Consider the following 24,407-nt stretch of genomic DNA (forward strand, 5'->3'; position numbering starts at 1 on the left):
GCTGTTTTTTATATCGTTGAAATTCAGCTTAATTATTAGTGATTTCTATATTAAAATTCACTCATTATAATTCTTGATTCTTAAATATTTTTAATGAAGTAACATAAGATAGAGCAAAAGCTATTATGCCAACTAACGCATATACGCCGACAACCAATATACTGTTTCCTAAATTTGTAGCGTCTGAACCTGATACAGCAACTTCTGATAAATTCATGCCAAAAAAGACGATGAAAAATAAGAAAAGTACAATAAACGACGTTGAAATCAAAATAACATTAGAATTTTCGGGCCCAAATTTAAATGTTAATGGGAACATCATGGCATAAGTACCTGCGCCTCCAATACCTACTAATATAGACATGAGTATTACATTGAAATCTTGCGTAATTAATGAAACAGATATAACGCCAAATATAAAACCAATTAAAGTGAGTATCCCATAAAAGCTAAAGTAACTATTAACATAAGCGATTCTGCCACTTGGGAGTGTTGAGATATAGTACATCCATTTTGAATCTTTTTCATGTTTAATGTTATCCGTAACTGGCGTTATGAGGAACAACATTGGTAAAAAACATGCCATAATTGGATTGATAAATGCAAAAATAACGGCCGCTACTATCGCTACTATGAGATATGTATAAAGAGATTTTTTTGATGAATAATAACTACTTAATATTAAACCTTTCATTAGCTATCACCTCGCATAATTAATTTTATGGCATCATCAATGGTTTCTAATGGGCGAGCATCTGTAATCGCCGTGCGATCATTGATTAATGAGATTCTAGAACCTTTACGTACTCTGGATGCGATGAGTATATCGTTTGGGATATTTAATTCCTCTTTGCTTTGTTCTAAAATACCGTAATGGTTAAATAGATTGTCCTTTTTCTCCTCTAAAATGATTTCTCCGTTTTTCATAAATACGAGTTTTGTTGCAAGCTGCTCTATGTCCTCCGATATATGAGATGAAATTAAAATACCGTTACCTTTTGCTACATAATCTTCTAAAATTTCGATGACTTCTTCACGGCTAGAAACGTCCATACCTGCAGTTGCTTCGTCTAAGATAAGGACTTTACTATCGTGACTTAATGCGATTGTTAAAGCGGCTTTCATACGCATACCTCGAGAAAAAGAAGCTATTTCATTTGTAGTAGGTAATTCAAAATTTTTAATAATAGAGAAGAATTTCTCGGAATCCCACGTTTTGTAAATTTTAGAAAAGACTTTATCTATATCTTGAATCGTTAATTTGTTTGGAACTCGTAAATCATCAAAGACGACACCAATATGCTCTTTATGTTGGTTATCATTTGCTGTTATAGGTTTATCAAAATAACGTATTTCTCCTGAATCTTTAAAACGGTTACCGACCAAGGTATTAATTAATGTAGATTTACCAGACCCGTTTTTACCAATTATGCCAATCACTTCATTAGGTTCAAGCGTTAATGAGATATCAGAAAGTTGAAAATCTGATTTTTTATATGATTTATTAAGATTCTGAATTTCTAATAAATTTTCCATAATATCCTCGCTTTCAAAATTTATTTTTATTTATAAAATTTACTGACTTTCAATGTATAGCCGAAAGTATTATATACAAATAAAACGATGAGTATAAGTAGACCTATCGATTGATTTATACCTGTTCTTATAGAGAAACCGCCTAAAAGTACTACGCCAATCATAATTAACACGAGATTGATGTGATAAGTTTTGAACATTGACACAAGTATTATATGGCGTTCTCCTTCATCTTTAATACTGAGAACTTTTTCTGTGTAGCGAGACTCCCCTTGTTTTGGGTAGCGTGAGTCAAATTTCCTTGCAAAAAACCCAACCATTAGAGAAGGAATCATTGTTATTAAAAATGGAATAATTGCGTAAAATGATGACATTTCATTGTTTTTGTTTGCTAGGACAAAAATAAAAATGGTAATAAAACTTACTGACATTTGTATGAAATAAATGATTTCAGATCTGATATATTTTATATTTGCCTTTTTTTCAAATAAATCAGCTTGTGTATCTTCTAACGAATGATTCGTTTTTGATTTGAATTTGATGGCGTCTCTCTGTACTTTATGTAATACAAAAATGAGAATAATATTGATAACAGAGGCAATAATGGTTACTATTACCAAACTATTTTCTGAAATTGTAATGTTTGAAAATAGATTTGTATATTCCATGACACTAATTGTGCTACCCATGATACCTCCGACAATACAACCTAGTAAAATAAATAGTAAATATCGTCCTACTTTCATAAATCCCTCTCCTCTATAATGAAAATATTTTCGACAGGTTCATCAAATATGTTTGCAATTTTTACTGCAGTTAAAATAGATGGCATAAAATCATTTCGCTCAATTAAGGAAATAGTCTGTCGTGAAACGCCTGCCTTTTTAGCAAGTTGTGTTTGATTATAGCCATCACGAGCACGCAATTCTTTAACACGATTTCGCAAATATTATCAACTCCTTGTATACAATATATAATATTTCAGTAAATTTGACAACTATATTAGTCAAAATGACGTATATATGTGTCTTTTTCAGCAGTGAAAAAGCTACTAAAAGCACGTAGTATAGCCTTTAGTAGCTTATTTAAAAAAATAAATTTAATCTTAGCAAGTTTGCTTATGTTTTTCTTTTAATAATAAGGTACATATAAAGCCAATGATTAATAATCCAGCAGCGAGATAAAAACCAGTTGCCATAGCACCTGTTAAATCTGTTAAATAGCCAGTCACGTATGGGGCGAGTATTGATGCAGTCATTCCTATAAAATTATAAACACTAAAAGATGTACTTAACGCATTTTTAGGCGCATTATCTGCAACTACAGCTATTAAGACAGGATTTGTACTTATCTTCCCAACAATGCCGTAGCCAATTAAAGCAATATATAAAATCCATAAATGATCAAACATAACGATGGAAATTGTAAATATAAATGCTAAAGGTATCATTACTAATAAGACTGGGCGACGACGTCCTAATCGATCAGAAAGCCAGCTAAAGAATAGTGAGCCAGGTATAGCAGCCCAAGGAACTAATGAGGCGATAAAGGCTACTTGGGCACCATTGATATCCCGTTCGGTTTCTAAGTAATAGGGTAACCACGTAATAATCATAAAAAAACCATAAATTGAGCAGAATATAATGATATAAGCCAAAATCAAATTTCGATTTTTGAATAAACTAGTGAATTTAAACGGTACTTGTTGTTCAGTAGACATTTGGATATGTCTAGGGCGTTCTTTAATTACTTTATACATTAACAAAGCTAGCAGAAGTATAGGAATTGCCATGATGAAAAAAGGTGTATGCCAATTCATACCAAATTCCGGAACAGTATAACTTGAAATGAAATAACCAATTGAAGTACCAAATGCCATACCACTATTAATTAATGCACTACCGAGTGTGATATGTTTTTCAGGAATGGCTTCTGAAGATAATGCGTATTGAGGACCGTAAAACATGCCTTGTGCTAACCCAACAATAAGCCAAGATAGAATAAATAGGAAAAAGGTCGGCATTATACCAGTAATAATCATAAATACACCAAAGATTATCATACTTGGGACAAGCATTTTCTTTCGGCCAATTTTATCTCCTAGTATACCTGAAGGGATTTGAGTCAAAGTATAGCCAATAAAGAATATACTCATGATAATACCGAGCTGTGCATTGTTTAAAGAGAAAGTGTTTTTAATATCACCCATAATTGGGTTCAATATAGTACGTCCAGCATAGATTACTAACCATCCGAATGTAAAGATAGTAACTAATTTAATCCAGTAATGTTTACTAAGTTGTATTGATTCTTGTTGCATTTAAGCTGCTCCTTTCATATTCTTATTTAATTTGATAATACCTATTTTTTGAAAAAGATGCTTTGGTAAATTCGACAAAAACATTGTGTGAAATTGAAATAAATTACATTTTTATGTAAATGAGGTTATATATTATATATTTATAAGCTCGCGTGCTATAACATCTTAAGCGCTATAGAAAATTGAAATTGAAAAATAAGTATTAAACGAATACTCAGAGCACGCTTATTATTTATAAAAAGAAAACTTAATAATGTAGAATAAGTATAAGTGTTTTAAGCAAAGGGGGATTGCTTTATGCAAGAGGAAGATTATAAAATTTTAGCGATGCTTAATAAAGAACAAAGCTTTACTAAAGCTGCCAAACGATTATTTATGTCACAACCATTACTTTCTTATAGGTTAAAAAAATTGAAAAAGATTTTGGAATTAATATAGTTGAAAAAATAGGGAATCAATTTAAATTCACACCCGAAGGAGAGTATCTAGTCAAATTTTCAAATAAAGTCTTATTTGAAATTCAAAATCTAAAGTCAAATATTAATGAACTTCGTGAAAATTTGAAAGGTAATATGAAACTAGGAGCGAATACAAATTTTGCTATATATACGATGCCGGAATTAATCAAACAATATTATCAAGCCTATACAGATATTTATATATCTATGACAAGTGGTTGGAGTATTGAAATTTTAGAACAAATGGAAAATAATGACCTTGATGTAGGGATTTTAACAGGGGATTATGATTGGTATGGCAATAAAATATTATTGAAACGCGATCCATTAACCATTATTAGTAAAAAAGAGATAAGTTTGAAACGTTTAGATCAAGAATACAGAATTGTTTATAAATCTCATCAAAATTTTAACACTTATATTGAGCTAGAAAATTCAATTACTAAATCAATCAATGATTGGTGGAGTGAACGCTATGATACGTACGCTAGAAATATAATTCAAGCTGATAAAATTGAAATTTGCAAAAAATTTGTAGAGCAGGGAATGGGATATGCTATCGTTCCTAAATCATGTATTTTAGATAGTGATTCTTTTTATACTAAAGATTTGAAATTTAAAAATGGTGATAGTATTACTAGAAATACATGGTTATTATATAGGGAAGCAGCAATGAATAAGGATATAGCAAACTTTATATCCTTTTGTAAGATATATTTTGAAATAAAGTAATTTAAAATAGCGCTAAGTGGTTTTTAAGCTACTTAACGCTTTCTTTTTTTATTATTTTTAAGCATTTTTTATAAGCACATAAAGAAATTTTATAACAGCTGTACTTTATAACAAATCACTTTAAATAAACATGATGATATCAACGTTTTTTTATAAAACATCTCTTTATAATTAGTGGGAAAATTCAGAAATCTATTTGCTGAATTGTCATCATGGTGCTAAACTTCAACTAATTTGAAGGAACCTTCAAATCAAAGGGGGATTGCCATGAAAGCTAAAAGACAAATAGATTTGTATATTTTAGGCATGGTTTTGGCAATATTAACATTTTGGCTTTTTGCACAATCAATGATTAATATCATTCCAACAATGCAAAAAGATCTAAATGTTTCATCAGGTATTTTAAACATTTCCACAAGTTTAACATCGCTATTTTGTGGATTGTTTATTGTAATTGGTGGAGGTATTTCAGATAGACTTGGGAGAAAGAAAATGACTTACGTTGGTTTAGTCATTAGCATCGTTGGGTCATTGCTTGTCATTTTGGCCAGAGAACCTGTTTTATTGATTTTTGCTAGAGTACTACAGGGTTTATCTGCAGCACTTGTGATGCCAGCTACCTTAGCATTAATTAAGACAACATTTCAAGAAAGTGAACGGCAACGTGCTTTAAGTTATTGGTCATTTGGTTCTTGGGGAGGTGGCGGTATAACCACATTTGTGGGGGGATTAATCGCTACATATTTTGATTGGCGAATGATATTTATTTTTTCAATTGTGATTGCTCTTGTTGCAATGGTTTTATTGAAAAATATAGAAGAAACGAAAGTTGCTAAAGTAAATAAAGAGAAATTTGATATTATTGGCTTTTCAATTTTTGTAGTCCTCTTATTAGTTATTAATATTATTGTGACACAAGGACAAGATTTGGGGTGGGCAAGTTTTCCTATTATTGCATTATTCATTGCATCTATCATATTAACAATCCTATTTATTTTTTTTGAAAGAACAAGAAAACATCAATTTATAGATTTTGAGTTATTTAAAACTAAACCATTTACGGGTGCTGTCCTTACCAATTTTTTACAAAATGGCATTGCTGGCACAATTGTTGTAGCGAATACGTACATTCAGATTGGCAGAGGGTTTACGGCTTTTCAAACAGGATTACTGACGTTGGGCAATATTATAGCTTTGTTGCTGATGATACGCGTGGGTGAGCGATTATTACAGAAAGTTGGTCCTTATAAACCAATGTTTATCTCAATTATTATAGCGAGTGTTGGTATGAGTTTTGGAGCATTAACATTTTTATCTAATTTACCATACATTATCGTTGTGTTTATTGGCTTTTTAATTGCAGGTATCGGCATTGGTTTGTATGCAACGCCTTCATTAGATACATTGTTGGTTAATGTAAGTGACGATAAAGTAGGTATTGGTTCAGGTATTTATAAGATGGCGAGTTCTTTAGGTTATTCCTTTGGTATTGCTATTTCTACCGCAATATATACTTCATTTGCTGAATTGTTTCACAATGAACACTTGGCAGGAGCGCTTGGCATGTTATCAATTGTTATTTTGATAGTGACGATGTATGAAAAGTCCTTGAATGCTGATTGTATATAGACACATTTTAAATAAACGGGGGTATTTTATTATGATGAATCCAGAAGAAAAGCAGACATTAAATTTACCATTTACAGGAATTTGTACATTTGGTAAATATCCAGTGTGTGATAACATTGAAAAATTATCAGATATTAATGCAGATGTGGCAGTAATTGGCGTGCCTAATGATATGGGAACACAATGGAAATCAGGGGCACGTATGGGTCCGCGTAGCGTGAGAGAAGGTTCTACACTATATAGCTTTGGGTTGGAAGGCGCTTATGATATTGAAAATGATATCACTTATTTAGGGCGAAAATGGAAAGTATTTGATGTAGGTGATGTGGATATCGTGCATGGTGATATTATGCAAAGTCACGATAACACCGAAGCGACATTGCGAAAAATTGTTGATAAAGGTGTCATGCCAGTCATTATCGGCGGAGATCATTCAATTACAGCTGCTACAGGAAAAGGTGTTGAAGCTTTAGGGCCATTCCATGTGTTGCAAATTGATGCACATTTAGACTGGGCTGACCATCGTTCGGGACAAAGATACGGTCATGGTAGTTGTATCAGAAGGTTGTCTGAAATGGATCATGTGAAAAATATATATCAATATGGTATTCGAGGCATTAGTAGTAGTTTAAAAGAAGATGTAGATGCAGCTCGTGAATATGGTGCAACTATTTTGTCTCCGAGACAAATGCGTGAAAAGGGCCCGGAAAATTTAGCGGCATTAATTCCAGAAGGTGAAAAATTATATATTACAATTGATATCGATGGTATTGACCCTTCAATTGCGCCTGGTACTGGTACACCATCACCAGGTGGTTTACTGTATGATGAAGTGAACGAGTTATTAAAAGCAGTAGCAAAACATAATGAAGTAGTCGGGTTTGACTTAGTAGAAGTTGCACCTGCTTATGACCCAACTGGTATGACGGGTCAGACTGCTGCACGTATTATGTTGGATTTATTGAGTTATATATTAAAAGAAAGGGAGTTAAAAGGAGAAAGATAAATATAACAATAAGTAGTTGTATCATATGATATTAAAATAAAAACACTTCCCATCGAATTTATCCTATTCAAATCGATGGGAAGTGTTTTTATTTTTGATGTAAAGGTGGATAGTCATTAAAAACCTCATATATTTTAATTTTGAATAGAATGCGTAAATATAAATTATAAAATATAGATAATGTTTGTTATAATTATAACATGCTAAATAAATTTAATAATAAAAAACGTGTAATTATAGTATTTGTCTTCTGAAATAGAATAGATAAGCCATACATGAGCAATTTAAATAAGTATCAAGATCTATTGGATTACATATCTAGAAACGGACAACATCTAATTGCAATATAGGAGGAATAAAATTGACAACATCTAACAAGCTTATATTCAATCGTACATATATGCTCATGTTAGCAGCAGGTATTTTTGCCATGATTGGATTTAGTACAATTTTAACAACGATTACATGGTATGCTGTTAAAGAATTACAATCGTCGATGGCATTAGGTTACATATTAGTATCGGCTACGGTGCCTAGACTACTGATGATGACATTTAGTGGTATGGTAGCTGATAAATTTAAGAAAACAACGATTATGTATTACTCAAATATTGCAGAAGCTGCTGTTATGGTGATTCTCTATTTTCTTATTATTAATAATCAACTTTCATTAATTCCATTAATGATTTTAGCTGCTTTATTTGGTATGCTGGATGCATTTTTTGGCCCTGCATGTACATCATTGATTCCTAAAGTGGTTAAACAAGCACAACTTCAAAGAGCCAATTCTCTTTTCCAAGGTGGTACTCAAATATCATTTATACTTGGGCCAATTGTTGCAGGTATGATTATGGAAAATTTTTCAATCGCAACAAGTTTCTACGTTGCTCTAATCTTTGTATTTTTATCAGCGATATTCGTTTTCCCGTCCTTTATCAAGGAAACGGAAGTACCAGAACGTTCCAATGAAACGCCAATTAAAGATATTATTGAAGGATTCCGTTATGTAAAATCATCTCGTTTTTTAATCACAGGCATTATTATTCTTGTTACGGCTAACTTTTTTGGTTTGGGAGCTTTAAGTGTAGGTATACCTATATTAGTAGAAGCTTCGGGAGGTACGCCTATTAATTTAACTTACTTACAATCGAGCTTAGGCGTAGGTATGTTATCTGGAACAGTTTTACTTAGTATCGTCACTTTAACTAAAGTAAGAGGGAAAATAACATTATTTACATTATTAGCTATGCTCTTAATATTCTTGGCATTTACACAAGTAACAGATTTAATTTGGCAAATAATATTATTATTCTTAATAGGATTCTCATACACAATTGTTTATATTCCTTTTATTACCATGGCTCAAGAATTTTCAGATGAAAAGGTGACAGGCAGAGTGATGAGTTTAATCTTCCTTGCAATGACTGGTTTCGATCCAATTTCATATGTTGTCATTTCAGGATTAAATACAATGGATATTTCAATTTTTAATGTTCTAGCAATTTCAGCCATAGCCAGTATCGTCGTTTGGTTGTTTATTCTAATGAATTCTAAAGTATATAGAACAATTGATTAATAAATAATGGATTGTGATACAATTTCATATATAATTGAGAGCCTCTCACTAATTGTAATAGTGGGAGGTTTATTTTGTGTTGAAAATGTTGTGAGAGTGATTGATTTTTTTGAAAAAATGATTATTAAAAGCAGATTAATATGTGTTTGATGAAGATAATAGAAAATTTTAATTCGTATAGGTTTCATTTAACAAAAATTAATTTATTCGTTATAATACATTTTCGCTTTATTTATGTATAAATTTATACTATATTGAGTATTGTGTGTATTTCGAGGTGTATTAATACACAATGTGATGTAACCTAAGACTTTAAAAAAGACTGACGAGTAGTTATGTACTTTTACATTTAGAGGAGGAAAAGCAATAAGAACATTGACTTCTTAATTGATGTACTGCGAAAGTTAAAACAAATGACTTAATAATAGAAAAGTAACTATGGCATATCAGATTTAAATAGTGAAAATATAGATAATAATGAACAATAGACAAGGAGTTTGATTATGCTTAAATCTACGATTGAAAATGTAGAAAATGAAAAATATAAATTACAACCAATGAACACACATTACTTGAAAAGAATAGAAAAAATAAATCTAGAAGAGGTTTACTTTTATATTGAAAAAAGTGATGTTGTATCAATAGAAGCTTTAGAAACACATATACAGCATTCCAAAAAAGCAATCGCATTGATTGGTGAAGACAATGTGAGAACGACACTTCAAGATTGTGGTAATGGCTTATATCAAGCCACAATAATTTACTTTGAAAAATCACTCGATTCGCTTATGGATGTAACAAAAGATTTAACGCTTTTAGAAACACAAGAGGCGAGTAAATATATACTAATAGATTAAAATAATAACACTTTCGCATGGTTTCATTTTAAAGGTGAAATAAGCGAAAGTGTTTTTTATGGTGAATGAAAAGCGTTTAAATATGTAAAATCATATGGTGAGGGATTTATATACTGTGAAATATAAAAAGCCACACTTTAAGGTGGCTTAAAGTGTCTATGCTTCTATCAGTTACCTGTAAATTTCATATTTTCAATTGGTAAGATTTTCTATTTTAAAAAAATATTATGAATAGAAGAGTAGTTTTGAATGCTATTGCAAATAGTTTTAGTATAAGATTAATTTTATTGTACACATTAATTTCATTGCCTTATACTTATCTTGAAAATATTTTGGATTTCCAAATTTCGTCAAACCACTTTAGGAGGTTTTCTATTGAAAAATGCAACGGAGTTAACGCAATTATTGAAATCGTTAGATGGACAGAAATATGGTGCTTATAAACGCCTTAAAGGGATATATCAGTTCAAACAGTTTCGACTTGCGATAGATCATATACAAGTAGACCCGTATGCCCCTCCATCCAAAATGAGGGTAGTGATGAGTAGAGACATAGCAAATATCCCTAACAATTTATTGGACACTAAAGATAAAATCATCGCTGTAGCAGACTTTTTAGCGCGAACATTTAATGAAAGTATAAGTTCGTTTAAGCAAAGCAGCCAAAATGCAAAAGCTGCATCAAACATTACTATAGATCAATGTGGGCAAGAAATTTTAGAACGGACAGCTGTAGTAATCAATAAACATGATATCGAAGTAAGACTTGAAATTAGTTTACCTGCAGCAGGAAGAAAAATTTTAGGGAAAGCTGCGGCAAGTACATTAATAGAAATACTGCCCGACATCGTAAATGAATCATTGCTCTATAAAAATATAAATCATACAAAATTAGATACACAGGTTACGTTAATGCTAGATCAAGCTTACATTCGTGAGGAACTTGAACGTAGAGATCTTGTTGCATTTATTGCAAATGGTTCGATATTACCACGCAAAAGTGGTGTGTCAGATAAGCATTTACCTAATGCAGTTGCTTTTACAAGTCCTGAAAATGTAGAAGTACAAATGGCTGTGCCAAGTGGAAAGACAGTCACTGGCATGGGGGTACCTAAAGGTATTACCTTAATTGTTGGTGGAGGCTTTCACGGTAAATCGACTGTGCTTGAAGCGCTTGAGCATGGTATCTATAATCATATTGACGGAGATGGTAGAGAATACGTTATTACATGTCATGATGCCATGAAGATTAGAGCTGAAGATGGTCGCCATATTGAGAAGGTAAATATTAGCCCATTTATAAATAATTTACCGGGAAATAAAGATACGCAACAATTTTCTACTGAAAACGCCAGTGGTAGTACATCCCAAGCAACGAATGTTATGGAAGCATTGGAAGCAGGTACATCATTATTATTGATTGATGAAGACACTTCAGCTACCAATTTTATGATTAGGGATAGCCGTATGCAACGCTTGATTGCCCCGGAAAAAGAACCTATCACACCATTTGCGAGTAAGGTAAAACCACTGTATAAAGATTATAATGTTTCGACTATTTTAATTGTAGGAGGCTCAGGTGATTATTTTGAGGTTGCTGATCAGGTATTAATGATGGATGAATATGTCTTGAAAGATGTTACTGAAAATGCAAAAGCGATTGCTGAAACACCGGTTAATACGACGAATGCTACAAATAATAGTGATTTTGGCAATCTACCTGCTAGAGTACCGCTAAAATCGAGTTTTACTAAAAAAGGGAAAGACAACCGTTTTAAAGTAAAGGGACGTTATTCCATTTTGTATGGCAAAGAGCTTATCGATATTTCCGGTTTGGAACAATTAGTGGATACAAGTCAAACCCAATGTTTAGCAGCAATGATAAATTATTATCAAAGTCATTTGTTAAATGAACAAGATACGTTATCTCAAGCAGCAGATAAATTATACACAGTTATTCAAGAACAAGGGTTAGATGTAATATCATCATTTGATGGGCATCCAGGTAACTTAGCACTGCCAAGAAAACAAGAGTTTTGTGCAGCACTTAATCGTTACCGTGGACTAAAAGTGAAAAATAAATAAACTCAAAAAAAGCACCGGCAAATAGTTGTCGGTGCTTTTTAGGTTCATACACATATAATTATCAAATGATTTTTGGAAACTTGAAATTTTTAGTCTTTATTTAAATGAATATGAATAATGTTATTTAATCATTTTACGCATCTTATAAACTTGCGCATGATTATTCCCGGACTGTCCGATAATTTTGTAGCCCTGTTTAGCATATAAGCGTTGAGCCGTAGTGTTTTCAACTTCAACGGTTAACGAAATTTTTGTATAACCTTTGTGTAACGCAAGTTGTTCAGCATATTCAAGTAAAGCACGTCCAACACCCATACCTCTGAATTGAGCAAGTGTTGCTAACATACTCACATGATACTCGTCTGTATTGCCTTCATCTAATCTTATCAAGGCGATGATATCTTTAAATGCATGTAAGAATTGAGGGACTAACTGCAACTTTTGAATTTTTGCAATTTGCCATACAGTCGTAAAGGTTTGTTGCTGAAGATCTCTGTAAGGCAAGCACGATATAGCACCTGCCGGTTGTCCATGAATCATAGCAACCATTGTATTTTGATAACTAAAGCGATTACTAGGTTGTTTCCATAATTTATGCATATTACGAATTAAAACTTGCTTGTCTGTTGTATAGAATAAAACTTTTGCCATATCATTTATAGCGAGTAAGTGGAAGTACGCGCCTTTTTGTAATTGTGGGTAAGCCGGAACGATTTTTAAATTGTTCATTAGTCATCCTCCTGAAAAGTATTTTGCTCAATATGTACCCATATTCATAAATAATTTATTATCATTTAAAATATTGAGTTGTTAACTTAAGATGATCATGTGCTTTAATTAGGTGAGGGTGAGCCGTCGGGTTGTGTGACGGCACTGTTACGTACCCTGTAAAAAACCAGCGCATCAATTATTATTAGGCTTGCTACTTACTATTTCTTATTAAATAAAGTTAAGTATTTTATACTATCATAAATATCGGTTAATGAATATTAATTTTAAAAAGGAGTTTACAACACATTTTGCATTGGTTAAACTTGGAATGTAAATGAATTAAGTAGTGCAATATACATAATAGTTAAGGAGCTTATGCTAAATGAAGGGGAAATGGATTTTACCAACAGTTTTAACTGGTGCATTATTAATCACTGGATGTTCAAACGAGGGTACGAAAAATGGAGACAACCAAGCAAATAAAGAAAATAAGGACAGTCAATCTACTAAAAATAGTGATGATGTGAAATATCCAAAAGATGGCGTAAGAGGTATTTATGTAAGTGCTGATGCGACAAACGGCGAAAAATTTGAAGAACTCACAAAGTTTATTGATGAAAGTGATTTAAATGCAATGGTTATTGATGTTAAAGATGATTCAGGGAACGTAACTATAAACTTTAACACTGGTAATAAAGAAATTGATAAACATACATTGGATATTGTGGATGCCAAGCCATTACTTAATAAAATGAAAGAGAAAGATATTTATCCTATTGCAAGGATTGTTACTTTTAAAGATAAGAATTTAGCAGAAAGTCATCCTGAATGGTCGTTCAAACAATCAGATGGTTCAGTATGGGAAAGTGATAGTGGCGATAAATTTGTTAATCCTTTCGTTAAAGAGGTATGGGATTATAATATAAATGTGTCTAAGGAAGCTGCAAAAGCAGGTTTTAGAGATATTCAATATGACTATGTAAGATTCCCTGAAGCATTTGAAAATGTAGAAAGTAGTTTGACGTATGATAAAGGAAACTATAAAAATAGCAAATTAAGTGATGTTGATCAACGTGTAGACACAATTTCACAATTTTTAAAAACTGCTCGTAAAGAGTTAAAACCTTATGGTGCAGAGGTGTCTGCTGACGTATTTGGTTATGCTGCAATGGTTGAAGAAGCACCAGGGATTGGTCAAAGTTTCCCTAAAATAGCAGAAAATACAGATGCTATCTCGTCTATGATTTATCCGTCACATTGGAGTCCTGGTGACTTTGGTTTAGAAGCGCCTGATAAGGAACCTTATGAAGCTGTTGATCATTATTTAGATAAAGAAACAGCTGTGTTAAATAAATTAGGTGATAAGAAACCGAAGTCTCGTCCATGGTTACAAGACTTTACAGCACGATATTTAGGTGAAGGTAAATATATGGAATACGATAGTAAAGCTGTAGAAGCACAAGTACAAGCACAAGTACAAGCACTTAAAGATCATAGCATTAATGAGTATCTATTGTGGAATGCGGGCAACGATTATTCTAAAAGGGTAGACTATACTCCTGAAGCAAATAAAGAAAAACTAGACCAAAATAAAGCAGAGTTAAAGAAAGATAACAAAGACGGAAAAAGTGACAAAGATAAAGATGACAAGTGACCTAGCAAAGTGAAAATATTACTTATACAACCATGACACTTTAAATTAAATATGTATTAATAAAAAGGAGTAGCCGGTTGAAATCAAATTGAACATTTTGATTTCAACGGGCTACTCTACTTTCTAGCTACTTAATTTTCTGTTTCCAATTAAACAGAAGTACAGGAAGCCAGTAATTATGATGATAACACCCATAATAGCGTACATATTTCCATAACCAGTTAAAGGCGTAACATAACCTAATAAGTATGGAGAGAGACCTAAGCCTGCATCAAAAAATATGAAATAAGTTGATGTGGCAATGCTTATACGAGAAGTTGGTGCAGATTTCACTGCTAAGACTTGTGTTGCTGATTGTAAATTTCCGAAACTTAATCCCATAATTGCGCTGATTAATAGTAATATAAATCCACTTGTAACTTGGCTTAACATAAACATACTAATTGCATAAAAAATGATTGCTGGATATACAACGACGTGGTTTCCTTTATTATCCATGAGTTTACCTGCAACCGGACGCGTTAGTAAAACCACAATGGCGTAAACCACAAAGAACAAACTTGCTACACTTGTTAAATTTAATTGACTCGCATATAAATTTAGATAAGTTAATACCTCAGAATATGCAAAACTTAATAATAAAATGATTAAACCAACAGGTATGACGCTTGGCTCAATGATATTTTTAAGAAATGATGTACCTTTTTCTAAATTAACGGAAGCTGTTTTGATTTCGGTGACTTTAGGGGCTTTAACAAAAATACTCATGATTAAAGCGATGCACATTATGGCAAAACAAAAACTAAATAATATAGAAAATGAAATATAATGAATCATTAATATACCAAGAAATGGGCCAAATGCAGTAGCTAACGTCGTACTCATACTATAGTAGCTAATCCCTTCAGACTTACGAGATTCTGGAATGATTTGTGTAGCAATTGAACTAATGATTGTTAATGCCATCCCATGTGGAATCCCATGTAATAAACGTATTAATATAAGGAACTGTACGTTGATATTAATAAAATAAATACCGATGATAGCTAAACATATGATGATGGTGATAAGTAATAAACGTTTAAGGCCGAATTTATTAATGAAATAACCAGCAAAAAGTCGGCCGATTACACCCCCGATAATAAAGATGCCACTGACGAGCCCTGATTGACTCATTGAAGCTTGGTAATGATTGATTGCAAAAGTTGCAATAGTAACCATAAGTAAGTAAAAGACTAAAGTTAGTAGAAAGTTAATCAATGATACACTGATAAACTGTTTAGTCCAAAGTTTATTGGATTGCATGATGAAAGCCTCTTTTCTAAAAATTTAAACTTAAAATTTATCAAAATTCGCACAAAAAAGACACTTTGGTAACCAAAGTGTCTTTATATTATTTTGTTAAAATGTATATCAATACAAGAAAGTACTGATAAAGATTTTACTAATAAAAATTGGTCACTGTCTTTGTATATATTGAATTAAAAAATGATAGACTACTCCCGACAGTACAGGCTTTTCGTGTCTCAAATAATTTTTTAATCTAATAGGTTTTACATATACAGCTACCATGGTTTAGTTGTCCTTTTAATAAAAATTTAATGATTAAATAATACACTCTTCAAATTTAAATAACAACACAATATATGATTAATTTAGGGAACTATTACATAACTATAATTTACATTTAATGAATGTAATTTTTGAACATCCAAAAAATAAACACAATATAATATTAGGAAAACTACATTATCTCTTTAATATGTTGTATAATATACAATATGCTATTTTTTATATTAATAAATACCAATGAGGAGTACATTATTTTATGATTAGAATTTTAGTTCCGTGTTTTAATGAGGCAAGCGTTATTAAAAAAACATATGCTGAATTAACAGAAATCATGCAACAAGATAGTCGCAACAATAATTATAAATACGAATTGCTTTTTGTGGATGATGGAAGCAAGGATAACACTTTAACTATTATTCAACAATTAGCGCAACAAGATCATGCAGTAAAATACATATCACTTTCAAGAAATTTCGGTAAAGAGTCTGCCATGTATGCAGGATTAAAGGCAAGTGTAGACGCGGAAGCTTTAATTATTTTAGACGGTGATTTACAACACCCGCCAACCTTAATACCACAAATGATTCAATACTTTAAGGAAGGCGAAGATCAAATTGTTGCCAAAAGGGATAGAACCGGTGAAAACATAGCACGTAAACGTGTGTCACAACTGTATTATGCAATGATTAATAAAATGGTTGATGTCACACTAGAAGATGGCGTTGGTGATTTTGGATTATTAAGCCAGCGAGCAGTGAAAGAAATTGTGAATATGGGTGAGTACAATAGATTTTCTAAAGGCTTGTTTGCGTGGATTGGTTTTGAACCGAAAGTCATTGAATATCAAAATGTAACTCGGGTAGAAGGAGAGTCTAAATGGTCATTTAGCTCATTACTCAATTATGGAATCGATGGTTTGATTTCGTTTAATAATAAGCCATTGCGTGCCATCATTTATTTAGGCCTTTTCATTTGCGGATTGAGTTTTCTCTATATTTTATTTAACTTTATTTACACATTGAATTACGGTGTGTCTACACCAGGATATTTCACAACAATCTTCTCCGTATTGTTTTTAGGCGGGATACAGCTTACATCATTAGGTGTGATTGGAGAGTATATAGGAAGAATTTATTATGAAGTGAAACAGCGTCCACTCTATATTGTTCGTCAATCTAACTTGAATGATCAAGAGGTGGAATAAGATGAAATTATTAAGGATAAATAAGACGTACCTTACAGTAACCGCACTGTTTATTTTTTATATTTTTATGGCTATGCTTACGCCATTAACGCATGATGATTGGGATTGGTATAGTCACTATGGTATTCAGATGCTACAAGAACGCTTTATAAATTTGAATGGGCGTTATTTGGGTAATATGTTAGAAATTATTGCCGTTAGACTTGATTGGTTTAGATGGTTGTCTTATGCGGTTTTTAGTATTTCGATTATATGGATAATTGGACGTTTTGTGAATGAAGCTAAGATTTTATATTATTATTTGTGTGCATTTATTTTGATGCTTACGATACCAAGTGACATATATAAGCAAACGTATGGTTGGTTTGCTGGATTTTATAACTATGTTCCTGCGACGTTCTGCGTGCTGTTTATTATTTGGTATATCTCAACAATACTATTTAAGCAGAAAAATTTAGATCCTATAACTAATATTTTGTTTTACGGTATCTGTTTTGTAGGACAATTTTTTATGGAAAATACAACGCTATTTAATACGATGATTTTAATTTTAGCAATTGTATTACATGTATTACTTTATAGAAAGTTAAATCCTAAATTTATATTAGGTTTGGCTATTTCATCACTAGGAACAATTTTGATGTTTATAAATCCCAATTATCGCAAAATATTTTTTGAGGGTAATAGTTATCAAAAAGTATCTAGTGATACCGGCATTATTGATAAAGTTACAACAACAATAACCACAGTACTACCTGATTGGGTGGTTTTTAACCAAATAACGATAATCTTGATGATTATTGGTGTTGCTATTGCACTTTTATTCAGAAACGCTACGTTACTTACACGTCCTAAATGGATGCAAGTATTTGTTATAACGGGTTTATTGATTTTGCCAATATACTACTTCTTTATTTATGAACAATTTGCGTTACAAAACTTTCATATACTTCTTATTGCTAATTTAGTAAATACATTCGTTTGTATCTGGTTTTTAAGTGCATTTATTTTAGCAATTCATATAGTCGTTGAGCCGAAAGAAGTTAAATATACGTTATACTTATTGCTGGCTGCTGTTTTGTTAGTGTGTGCACCTTTGGTGATTGTATCGCCGTTAGGGCCAAGAAATTTTTATACAGTTTCTGCTTTGTTTGTCATAATCTTTTTAATGTTATTTTCACAGTTGAATATTACTGGTCAACTTTGGAAACGGATTGTGGGTGTTATAGCAATTGGTAGTGCGACGTTTTATTTAGGGACATTTTCCTATATTAATCAAAAAAATGAAACACGAATTACACAGTTAAAAGAAGAAATACAAGCACATCCTAAAAAAGAATTTTATACGATGGAAAAATTACCCTTTGAACATTATTTGCATCATGCTACACCAACAAGCAAAAGGTATCAGTCATTATTTAACAAATATGAAGGTATACCTAAAGATACAAAAATAAAATATGTGCCCTTTGGTAGTAAACATAAATAGGGTGTTTGTATGCAACGTCTATAGATAGTAAAAGTAAATATAACAAGGGAGTGTACAGAAATCATATTTTGCTAAAATGATTTCTGTACACTCCTTTTTACCTAGTTAGTACAACGCTTAGTTATCAAGCTATAAGTCTGATGAGAGATATAACTTGAGATAAGATAGTCGTATTTTATAATTCTTTTTCTAATATAATTGCTTTGTAATCATGAATATCTATGCGAGCGAAGATTTCACGTTTTAAGTTTTTAATATGTTCTCGTTTAGCTATGTTACTCATCATGTTATTAGGTACATGATTTTCCGAATGTTCAAGTTCTGAGAATAATTCGTGCAATGATTTCATAAAATTACCACCTTTTATTTTTTTACAAATAAAATAGCTCTTCTTAGATAAGAAGAGCTTCCGCACATCTTCTCATCTGTCAGTTCGTAAATTAGAACTGTTGGATTTAGCACATCGCTCGTCTGAGCTGTTGCTGGAGTTTTACAGGGCCAAGTCCCTCCACTCACTCTTAATAAGAGAACTATTCTATTTCAAGTTATTGTAACGAATGTTCAGTGAATTAGCAAATAAATATATTGTCGAAATCTGTTGGTCATGAGATATGCACTTTCAAATATTGAAACAATACACTTCATAATTAATAAAAGATGAGACCAAGCAATAAACCTAAAATTACAATTAACCAAGATGGTGTTTTGCAATATGCCAATAATACAAATAATGTAGCAGCAAATGCAAAATCTATATTGCTATTTACTGATGATGTGAATATTGGATTATAAAAAGCTGCGATTAAAATACCTACTACGCCAGCACTGATAGCTTTTAGCATTGATTTTGCATAGCGATTTGATTGTACGTGCTCCCAAAAAGGTAAAACACCAACTAATAATAAAAAGGCTGGTAAGAAAATAGCAATTGTTGCAACGATACCACCTGTAACACCAGACATAACGGTTCCAATATATGCGGCAAATGTAAATAATGGTCCTGGAACTGCTTGTGTTAATGCGTAACCTGATAAAAAGTCATTGGCACTAATCATATCAGTCGCTACAAATGATTGTTCTAATAAAGGTAAGACAACATGTCCACCGCCGAATACAAGAGCACCGGAACGATAAAAGTTGTCGATCATATTAATCCACGAATTGTGAGTGACAAAATTCAATATAGGTAAGATTAATAAAAGACTAAAAAATAGTATAAGGGAGATAGCGCCTACTATTCGTGGAATATTAAATATTTTTATCGAAGACTTCTGTTCATCTGTTTCTTTAAAAAGCGCTAATCCAACTATAGCCACTACAATCAACGCACCTAATTGTGATAATGGATGAATGACTGTTATAGCTACCACTAAGGTGAACAACGCTAAAATTTTTGTTTTTAAATCGGGTAATAATTTTTGTCCCATACCTATAATTGCATTTAATACAATTGCAACGGCGACTAATTTTAGGCCGTGTGTCCAACCTAAATCGTTGCTATAAGCTAACAGTAAAGTGGCGCAAAGCATGAGTACAATCACTGAGGGGAGCGTAAAGCCAATAAATGAAATGACTCCGCCAATCAACCCTGCCTTCGTTATACCAATGCCAAATCCAACTTGACTACTAGCAGGCCCAGGTAAAAATTGACATAACGCAACTAGATTGGTGTATTGTTGTTCTGTCAGCCATTGCCTCCGTTTTACATATTCATCATAGAAGTAGCCAAGGTGAGCTGTTGGACCACCAAATGAAGTGCAGCCTAACCTCAGGGCTACGAGAAATACTTCAAGATATTTCATAACAAATAACCTCCCAAGTTTAAATTTCTCCGACAATCTCTTTTAATTTCTGCTGACTTTTTTCTAACATTTTCTTACCAAATGGCGTGATTGTGTAGTTCTTACGTTGTTTACCGGCAACGACCGTTTTTTCACTAACGAGTAATGACTCATCTTCCATTCGATGTAAGAGAGGATATAGTGTTCCAGCGCTCATTGCATAACCATGTGTTCTTAACTCCTCCATCATCCAGTTGCCATAAATAGGATGTTCACTAGCATGATGCAAAATATGGATATAAATAAAACCGAGAAACATACGTCTTTCTAATTTCGAATCGATATCATCCAGCCCCTTTAATTAATAATAACGTTAGCCGATATCGGTTTCGATATCACGGACAATATAGCATATATCACTGTACTTTTGACTAGATTTACAGAAAGTTTAAAAACTTATAATAATTGTTACTTTAATATATTTAAATAAATGGAATTAAGAATAATTAAGATTATTTACGAATGACAGATAAGTAAGGTACAATTGTGTGTAAGCGCTTACTATAGTTATTTGACGTGTTGATTTAAATCGTTTATTTAAAGGAGAATGCACATGAGAGATAAAGTAATTATTGTGACAGGCGGTAGTAGTGGTATGGGTAAAGCAATGGCAACAAGATTTGCCGAAGAAGGTGCAAACGTGGTAATTACTGGTCGTTCATTAGAACGATTAGAAGCGGCCAAAGCTGAAATAGAGAAGTTTGAAGGGCAAGTGTTATGTATAGATATGGATGTGAGAGACCCTGAAAGGGTTCAATACACAGTAGATAAAACAGTAGCAACATATGGAAAAATTGATGGCTTGGTCAATAATGCGGCAGGTAATTTTCTATGTCCAGCAGAAGACTTATCCCTCAACGGTTGGAACTCTGTTATAGATATTGTCCTTAATGGAACTTGGTATTGTACACAAGCTGTAGGTAAAGAATGGATAAAAAATGGTCAACAAGGGCGCATTATTAATATGGTAGCGACTTATGCCTGGAGAGCTGGTATCGGGGTGGTGCATTCAGCAAGTGCTAAGGCTGGTGTATTATCAATGACAAGAACACTAGCGGTAGAGTGGGGTAGTAAATATGGTATTACAGTCAATGCAATTGCGCCAGGACCGATTGATCATACAGGGGGTTCAGGAAAACTTAGTTTATCAGAAGAAGCTAAGCAACAAACGCTTGATAGTGTTCCGTTAGGTAGAATGGGGCAACCAGAAGAAATAGCTAGTTTAGCTAAGTTCTTATTATCAGAAGAAGCTAACTATATAAATGGTGCATGTATGACTATGGATGGTGGCCAATGGTTGAATCAAAACCCATTTTAATTAAGGCAGGACAAGCATAACTAATGAACATATACCATAAAACTAATGGAGCATATCGTTTGTACAGTTTTTTAATTAGTACAGAAAACTAAAATATAATTTAGTTAACCGATACAATTTTAATTTAACCTCATTCAATTGAAATTATTGTCCTTTTCTACTATGATATAGACTTGTGTTAAAAAATTAATAAAAGCTTTAATTTACGAAACTTTTTGGTTCAATAACTAGAAAGTTTCTTTTTATGTCGTCTGATTTTTTATGGAAGAAAATGTTACATTGAGGAATTTATGTGTGTATTTTAAATCATTAAGAAAAGAGGTGTTTGGGGGATGTTGTATAAAATCCATTTTAAAAATATATGTTTTTGTATTTTAGGTACGTTTCTTATAAGTATAGGTATCAATGCGTTTGTCATTGCTTCAAATTTAGGGGAAGGTGGCACAGTTGGTATTTCTTTAAACTTGAAATATACATTAGGTTTATCACCGGCGCTCACTTCCTTGATTATAAATATGATATTAATTGTGATAGGTTGGAAATATTTAAGTAAAACTACCGCAGTTTATACTTTAATCACAGTTATTTCGAGTTCAGCGTTTTTAGGGCTGACTGAATCGTTTAATATGCATTTGGAATCTGATTTTATCAATACTGTGTTTTCTGGTGTGTTGATCGGAATTGGAAGTGGACTAGTGATCTCTGCACGAAGCACACTAGGTGGTACTTCTGTTATTGCTAAAATTATAAATAAATATAGCGAGATGAAGACATCACAGGCATTGTTTATTTTAGATTCAATCATTGTATTATCTTTCTTAATTGTACTGCCAGTCCAAAACGTATTATATACGATTGTTATGCTTTTTATTGTTGAAAAAAGTATGACATTTATTATAGAAGGATTTAATCCGAAAAAAGCGATTACGATTATTTCAGATTATAATAAAGATATCAGTTTAGATATTAATAATGAAACAGGTAGAGGTTCCACACTATTAAATGGTGTAGGAGGCTATGAACGTAAAGAAACGAATGTACTTTATGTCGTCGTACCGCAAAACCAATTAGCTAGAATTAAAAAAATTGTTAACGCGCATGATGAAAACGCATTTCTAGTTATCCATGATGTACGTGACGTCTTAGGTAATGGATTTATGAAACTACAATAAATTCAGCATTGTAGTAGGAAATCAACTTTTATAAAATGATTGCGTGATTTCAACGAGTTATTTACTGCGTATATCATTGATGTTTTGAAGATCCGTGGCTTTTGTTGAAGCCTCGGGTCTTTTTAAATTTAAAAATAGCTATAAATGAACCTATTGACATAGGTCTCTTTATAGCTGAATTTAATATATTAATTATGGATGGAAAATCACCTTATTAAAATGCTGCTTGTTATTTACGATTGCATCAAATGTTGCAGGACCTTGTGCTAAATCTAGATAATCTGAAATCATAGCATGTACTTTAATTTTCCCAGTAGACATATAATGTAGTGATGCATGCCATTCTTCACCAGGAAATGGCGCAGATAAGCCATTCCAAGAACCAATCACATTGAGCTCATTACGTAATATCTTTTCAAAATGTTCGCGATTGATTTCAATATCTGAATAAGGTATACCAAGTAGTAAGACTTCTCCGCCTTTAGACGGTAATGTTAAGACTTGCCCTATCGTATATGGTGATCCGGCAGATTCAACGGCTACATCTATGTTATACGGGAGGTTTTTAATAACTTCATTTAGACTTTTCTCTTTAGAATTAATTGTATCATCAACACCAAGTGTTTTAGCAATCTCTAGTTTGTTGGGGTCTATATCTATAGCAATAGTCTTAGCAGCACCAAATATTTTAGCCCATTGTAAGGCTAGTAATCCAATACTTCCGCAACCGATGACAGCCACAGTTGCACCAGGTTTCATAGTGGTTCTATAAAACCCATGTGCTACCACTGCAGATGGTTCAACCATAGCGGCCGTATCAAAATCTACATTATTAGGTAACTTTAAGACGTTATGAGCTGGGAGTTTAACGTATTCTGCAAAACATCCTGGTTCATAAGAACCTATGACATATAAATTTTCACATCTAGAATACGCACCTTTTTCACATTGTTCACAGTTGTGGCATACAATCGCAGGGCAGCCTGTCACGGCATCACCAACAGATAAATGTTTTACATCATGCCCTATACTATGAACAGTACCTGAGAACTCGTGGCCAAATGGTGTACCTGCTCGGTAAGGTCCTAATTTTTTATAACGTGAATTGTCGGAACCACAAATTCCTGTTGCTACTACTTTGATAATAACATCATTGCTGTTGTCAATTTCAGGTGGTGTTGTTTCTTCATATCTTAAATCTTCAATGCCATATAAGTTTAAAGCTTTCAAATGTTGTCACCTCTTAA

At 32.5% G+C, this 24,407-nt stretch carries 23 protein-coding genes and 1 riboswitch; of the genes, 12 read left to right on the forward strand and 11 right to left on the reverse strand.

Going from position 1 to position 24,407, the window contains the following annotated elements; all coding sequences use genetic code 11:
- Nucleotides 1-64: 64 nt before the first annotated feature.
- The 5 genes from D9V42_RS06045 to D9V42_RS06065 form a co-directional block, all read right to left on the reverse strand.
- A complete protein-coding gene (locus D9V42_RS06045) occupies nt 65-694 on the reverse strand; it encodes an ABC-2 transporter permease (RefSeq protein WP_122063830.1) in 630 nt (209 codons plus the stop codon).
- Entirely contained in the window at nt 694-1,536 is an 843-nt protein-coding gene (locus D9V42_RS06050) for an ABC transporter ATP-binding protein (protein ID WP_122063833.1), read from the reverse strand. Before D9V42_RS06050 ends, D9V42_RS06045 begins: the two co-directional genes overlap by 1 nt.
- Nucleotides 1,537-1,562: 26 nt before the next feature.
- Nucleotides 1,563-2,282, reverse strand: coding sequence for a DUF3169 family protein (locus D9V42_RS06055; RefSeq protein ID WP_122063836.1), 720 nt, complete (start codon nt 2,280-2,282; stop codon nt 1,563-1,565).
- The gene (locus tag D9V42_RS06060) at nt 2,279-2,482 is read right to left on the reverse strand and encodes a helix-turn-helix transcriptional regulator (RefSeq protein ID WP_047171679.1); all 204 of its coding nucleotides are present in this window, start codon (nt 2,480-2,482) and stop codon (nt 2,279-2,281) included. Before D9V42_RS06060 ends, D9V42_RS06055 begins: the two co-directional genes overlap by 4 nt.
- A 159-nt stretch (nt 2,483-2,641) precedes the next feature.
- Complete coding sequence (locus tag D9V42_RS06065; protein WP_122063839.1) at nt 2,642-3,856, reverse strand: MFS transporter; 1,215 nt, start codon at nt 3,854-3,856, stop codon at nt 2,642-2,644.
- Between the two features lie 297 nt (nt 3,857-4,153).
- Here D9V42_RS06065 and D9V42_RS15440 point away from each other — a divergent pair, with 297 nt between their 5' ends.
- The 7 genes from D9V42_RS15440 to D9V42_RS06095 all read left to right on the forward strand — a co-directional run bounded on the left by D9V42_RS15440 (nt 4,154) and on the right by D9V42_RS06095 (nt 12,199).
- Nucleotides 4,154-4,294, forward strand: a complete 141-nt coding sequence (locus tag D9V42_RS15440; protein ID WP_233665302.1) for a helix-turn-helix domain-containing protein — start codon at nt 4,154-4,156, stop codon at nt 4,292-4,294.
- A 134-nt stretch (nt 4,295-4,428) separates the two neighbouring features.
- Complete coding sequence (locus D9V42_RS06070; protein WP_233665306.1) at nt 4,429-5,046, forward strand: substrate-binding domain-containing protein; 618 nt, start codon at nt 4,429-4,431, stop codon at nt 5,044-5,046.
- 267 nt (nt 5,047-5,313) lie between these two features.
- Nucleotides 5,314-6,675 (forward strand): MFS transporter, encoded by a 1,362-nt coding sequence (locus D9V42_RS06075; protein WP_122063842.1) that lies wholly within the window; start codon nt 5,314-5,316, stop codon nt 6,673-6,675.
- A gap of 31 nt (nt 6,676-6,706) precedes the next feature.
- Nucleotides 6,707-7,681 carry an agmatinase gene (gene speB / locus D9V42_RS06080; RefSeq protein ID WP_122063845.1) on the forward strand — a complete coding sequence of 325 codons (975 nt, stop codon included), beginning with the start codon at nt 6,707-6,709 and terminating at the stop codon, nt 7,679-7,681.
- 361 nt (nt 7,682-8,042) lie between these two features.
- A complete protein-coding gene (locus D9V42_RS06085; RefSeq protein ID WP_107555385.1) occupies nt 8,043-9,257 on the forward strand; it encodes an MFS transporter in 1,215 nt (404 codons plus the stop codon).
- Between the two features lie 503 nt (nt 9,258-9,760).
- Entirely contained in the window at nt 9,761-10,114 is a 354-nt protein-coding gene (locus D9V42_RS06090; protein WP_122063848.1) for a hypothetical protein, read from the forward strand.
- A 375-nt stretch (nt 10,115-10,489) separates the two neighbouring features.
- On the forward strand, nt 10,490-12,199 hold the full coding sequence (locus tag D9V42_RS06095) for an ABC-ATPase domain-containing protein (RefSeq protein WP_122063851.1): 1,710 nt from the start codon (nt 10,490-10,492) through the stop codon (nt 12,197-12,199).
- A gap of 120 nt (nt 12,200-12,319) precedes the next feature.
- Here D9V42_RS06095 and D9V42_RS06100 read toward each other — a convergent pair whose 3' ends face one another.
- Nucleotides 12,320-12,928 (reverse strand): GNAT family N-acetyltransferase, encoded by a 609-nt coding sequence (locus D9V42_RS06100; protein WP_122063854.1) that lies wholly within the window; start codon nt 12,926-12,928, stop codon nt 12,320-12,322.
- 364 nt (nt 12,929-13,292) lie between these two features.
- Between D9V42_RS06100 and D9V42_RS06105 the strand changes: the two genes are divergently transcribed.
- Nucleotides 13,293-14,564: a putative glycoside hydrolase gene (locus D9V42_RS06105; protein ID WP_122063857.1), complete on the forward strand. Its 1,272-nt coding sequence runs from the start codon at nt 13,293-13,295 to the stop codon at nt 14,562-14,564.
- A gap of 123 nt (nt 14,565-14,687) precedes the next feature.
- Here the strand turns inward: D9V42_RS06105 and D9V42_RS06110 are convergent, their stop codons facing one another.
- On the reverse strand, nt 14,688-15,869 hold the full coding sequence (locus tag D9V42_RS06110; protein ID WP_122063859.1) for an MFS transporter: 1,182 nt from the start codon (nt 15,867-15,869) through the stop codon (nt 14,688-14,690).
- Nucleotides 15,870-16,392: 523 nt separating this feature from the next.
- Here D9V42_RS06110 and D9V42_RS06115 point away from each other — a divergent pair.
- Both D9V42_RS06115 and D9V42_RS06120 read left to right on the forward strand, forming a co-directional pair.
- Nucleotides 16,393-17,340 (forward strand): glycosyltransferase family 2 protein, encoded by a 948-nt coding sequence (locus tag D9V42_RS06115; RefSeq protein WP_122063862.1) that lies wholly within the window; start codon nt 16,393-16,395, stop codon nt 17,338-17,340.
- Between the two features lies 1 nt (nt 17,341).
- Nucleotides 17,342-18,829: a DUF6056 family protein gene (locus D9V42_RS06120; RefSeq protein ID WP_122063865.1), complete on the forward strand. Its 1,488-nt coding sequence runs from the start codon at nt 17,342-17,344 to the stop codon at nt 18,827-18,829.
- A gap of 175 nt (nt 18,830-19,004) precedes the next feature.
- On the opposite strand, the gene D9V42_RS15275 is transcribed toward D9V42_RS06120, so the two are convergent.
- From D9V42_RS15275 to D9V42_RS06130, 3 genes are all read right to left on the reverse strand, one after another.
- Nucleotides 19,005-19,178, reverse strand: coding sequence for a hypothetical protein (locus tag D9V42_RS15275; protein ID WP_167456089.1), 174 nt, complete (start codon nt 19,176-19,178; stop codon nt 19,005-19,007).
- 69 nt (nt 19,179-19,247) lie between these two features.
- Nucleotides 19,248-19,357, reverse strand: a riboswitch (SAM riboswitch).
- A 119-nt stretch (nt 19,358-19,476) separates the two neighbouring features.
- The gene (gene chrA, locus D9V42_RS06125) at nt 19,477-20,631 is read right to left on the reverse strand and encodes a chromate efflux transporter (RefSeq protein ID WP_122063868.1); all 1,155 of its coding nucleotides are present in this window, start codon (nt 20,629-20,631) and stop codon (nt 19,477-19,479) included.
- Between the two features lie 19 nt (nt 20,632-20,650).
- Complete coding sequence (locus D9V42_RS06130) at nt 20,651-20,953, reverse strand: PadR family transcriptional regulator (RefSeq protein WP_122063870.1); 303 nt, start codon at nt 20,951-20,953, stop codon at nt 20,651-20,653.
- 270 nt (nt 20,954-21,223) lie between these two features.
- Between D9V42_RS06130 and fadH the strand changes: the two genes are divergently transcribed.
- Nucleotides 21,224-21,988 carry a 2,4-dienoyl-CoA reductase gene (gene fadH / locus D9V42_RS06135; protein ID WP_122063873.1) on the forward strand — a complete coding sequence of 255 codons (765 nt, stop codon included), beginning with the start codon at nt 21,224-21,226 and terminating at the stop codon, nt 21,986-21,988.
- Between the two features lie 332 nt (nt 21,989-22,320).
- Complete coding sequence (locus D9V42_RS06140; protein ID WP_017724022.1) at nt 22,321-23,160, forward strand: YitT family protein; 840 nt, start codon at nt 22,321-22,323, stop codon at nt 23,158-23,160.
- 192 nt (nt 23,161-23,352) lie between these two features.
- Here the strand turns inward: D9V42_RS06140 and D9V42_RS06145 are convergent, their stop codons facing one another.
- A complete protein-coding gene (locus D9V42_RS06145) occupies nt 23,353-24,390 on the reverse strand; it encodes a galactitol-1-phosphate 5-dehydrogenase (RefSeq protein ID WP_122063876.1) in 1,038 nt (345 codons plus the stop codon).
- Nucleotides 24,391-24,407 lie beyond the last annotated feature (17 nt).

Source organism: Staphylococcus pseudoxylosus (assembly GCF_003697915.1).
In the GTDB taxonomy this organism is placed as follows: Bacteria; Bacillota; Bacilli; order Staphylococcales; family Staphylococcaceae; genus Staphylococcus; species Staphylococcus pseudoxylosus.